The organism is Nitrobacter vulgaris, assembly GCF_002028545.1.
Taxonomy (GTDB): domain Bacteria; phylum Pseudomonadota; class Alphaproteobacteria; order Rhizobiales; family Xanthobacteraceae; genus Nitrobacter; species Nitrobacter vulgaris.
The window spans coordinates 1-2,410 of the sequence record NZ_MWPQ01000027.1 but is presented as its reverse complement, the minus strand read 5'-3'; the positions used below and the strand labels follow the sequence as shown (position 1 = coordinate 2,410).

Sequence of the window (2,410 nt, the reverse complement as noted above, 5' to 3'; positions counted from 1 at the left end):
CCGCCTTATCCTTTGCCTTTGACGCGGAAGACGACGGGCAGGGTGAAGCTCAATCCCTCGTCCGCTATCAGCGGTGGCGGCGGCGGCACCGGATCGGACCGGTGCATCATGGCGAGTGCGGCGTTGTCGAAGACCGGATCCCCCGATCCCTTCACGATGGTGGCCGACACGACATGGCCGAGGCGATCGAGCACGAAGTTGACGAGGATCTCGACGTTTTTCTGGATGTGTTCAGGCGGATAGCGCTTGTGCTTGTCGAGATGAGCGACCAATTCCTTCTGCCAGGTGGCCAGGATTCGGCGCGCGCTTGCGCCGGTGCCTTGCTGCGGCGCGACCGAACGCTCCGATTCCTGGGCATTCTCAACGCTCGGCATCGCGGTCGCTTCAGAGGCCGCCGATTCCTGCGAGGCCGTCGTCGGCTTCGCCGCCTTTTCGGGGTCGTCATCGACCGGCTTTTTTGAGTCGGCCTCGGTGACGATCCGATCCGGCTCGGTGGTCTCCGTCGGCGTGTCCTTGGGCAGATCGGTTTCCTTCTCGACCGCCTTCTGCTCGGCAAGCGCGGGCGAGGCGACGGATGCGTCGGTGTCCGGCCCGGGCGGAAGGTCGGTCGCCTCGCGATGCGGCGAGGACAGATCGAGTCCGATCTCGATCGCCGGCGCGCCGAGATCATCGGCCGACTCATCGGTTTGCATGTGAGCCACCGCCAGCGCCACACACCCGAGATGGATCGCGAGCGCGGCGGCCGCTGACAAAGCCCAAAGACGGCGGGACGGCGGTGGCTCTGCGATGATCTCAGACATGGTCAGGGCTTTGCTGCGTTAGCCGCGGCCGGAACGGACTGGGCGTCCGGAACACCCTCGAGCGCAACCAGCTTGATTTTCGTGAAGCCGCCCACGCGCAGAATCTCCAGCACGTCCATCAGGTCGCCGTAAGGCACCGCGCGGTCCGCCCGCAGAAAGATGAAACTGTCCTTGGTTATGTTCGGCGTGTTGTCCAGCGTCCGCACCAGATCGACGCGCTTGACCATGGTCTCGCCGATAGCGACGGCAAGATCGGCCTTGATGCTGACATAGGTCGGCTTGTCAGGCTTCTTCTGCGGTGTCGCGCTCGACGTCGGCAGGTTGACCGGAAGATCGACGGTCGACAGCGGCGCCGCCACCATGAAGATGATCAGAAGAACCAGGATGACGTCGATGAACGGCGTGACGTTGATCTCGTGCGCTTCAGCGTAATCCTCGTCGTCGTCGAGACCGCCTTCTGCAATCGATGCGCCCATCGCCTACTCCGCCGCGCGCGACCGCGCCCCGCCGATCGAACCGACATGCGTGCGATCAAGATCGCGCGACAGCAACCGGCCGGCCGATCCCGATGCGCGGCTGACCAGCTCGACGTAGCCTTTCGTCACGCGTGCGAAGTGATTGTAGATGATGACCGCGGGAATCGCCGCGACCAGACCGAGCGCCGTCGCCAACAGCGCCTCGGCGATGCCGGGCGCCACCACCGCGAGGTTCGTGGTCTGCGACTTCGAAATCCCGATGAAGCTGTTCATGATGCCCCATACGGTGCCGAACAGACCAACGAACGGGGACGTCGCGCCGATCGTCGCAAGCAGACCCATGCCGAGCCGGATGCGGCGGGATTCAGCGCGGACGATTTCAGCGAAGTTCGACGCCGCTCTCTCCTTGATGCCGGCGTCGCTGGAAATTCCGGCCGACAGCCGCGCCTCGTGCATCGCCGACGCCAGCAACGACGCCAGCACGCCATCCTTTGCGCCAAGCGCCATCTGCGCTTCCGCCAGCGAGCGTGACTCGCTGACCTCCGTCAGCGCCGCGCCCAGTTTGCGCCGCGCCAGCGACAGCTCCACCATTTTCGCGATGCAGATCGTCCACGTCACCAGCGAGGCAAACGCAAGACCGATCATCACCAGCTTGACCACAATATCGGCCGACATAAACATCGACCACGGAGACAGGTCGTGAGGTGACGCCTGCTCCAGCAGGTTGGCGCCGGCGTCACCGGCGGGGGACGGCGCAGCCTCGGTGGAAGACGGCCCCGATGCGCCGGAGGGCGACGAGGGCGCCTGAACCGTCGTTGCCGGTGCAGACAATGCCGGCGTCTGCGCGGATGGCGCCGTCGGATGCGGCGCACTGCTCTGCTGCGCAATCGCAGGAGAAACCAGCGACAAGACAGTCAGCGTGACCGCAAGCGAAATCGTCCTCAGTGACGTTCTAAACATCACTGCGTTCACATCTCGGCTCAACAGAAAACAGGATCATAGATGCCGACCAATTTACCATTTCAGGGATCATCAGCCCAAAGCGTTCGACAAGGCTCTGTAGCGCCGTCCAGATCGAAAAACAGGCTGCGTGTACGGGCACTCCTACCATGCTCCGCTATCAGAAAAAAGACG

The 2,410-nt window shown here is 63.7% G+C and carries 3 protein-coding genes; all 3 read right to left on the bottom strand.

From position 1 onward, the window contains the following. Positions 1-5 precede the first annotated feature (5 nt). Genes B2M20_RS06715 through exbB form a run of 3 tightly spaced genes read right to left on the bottom strand, consistent with a single transcriptional unit; the run spans position 6 to position 2,236 of the window. On the bottom strand, positions 6-800 hold the full coding sequence (locus B2M20_RS06715; protein ID WP_079446309.1) for a TonB family protein: 795 nt from the start codon (positions 798-800) through the stop codon (positions 6-8). Positions 801-802: 2 nt separating this feature from the next. Further along, a complete protein-coding gene (exbD, locus tag B2M20_RS06710; RefSeq protein ID WP_079446308.1) occupies positions 803-1,276 on the bottom strand; it encodes a TonB system transport protein ExbD in 474 nt (157 codons plus the stop codon). Between the two features lie 3 nt (positions 1,277-1,279). Beyond that, positions 1,280-2,236, bottom strand: coding sequence for a tonB-system energizer ExbB (gene exbB, locus B2M20_RS06705; protein WP_079446307.1), 957 nt, complete (start codon positions 2,234-2,236; stop codon positions 1,280-1,282). Positions 2,237-2,410: the final 174 nt, after the last annotated feature.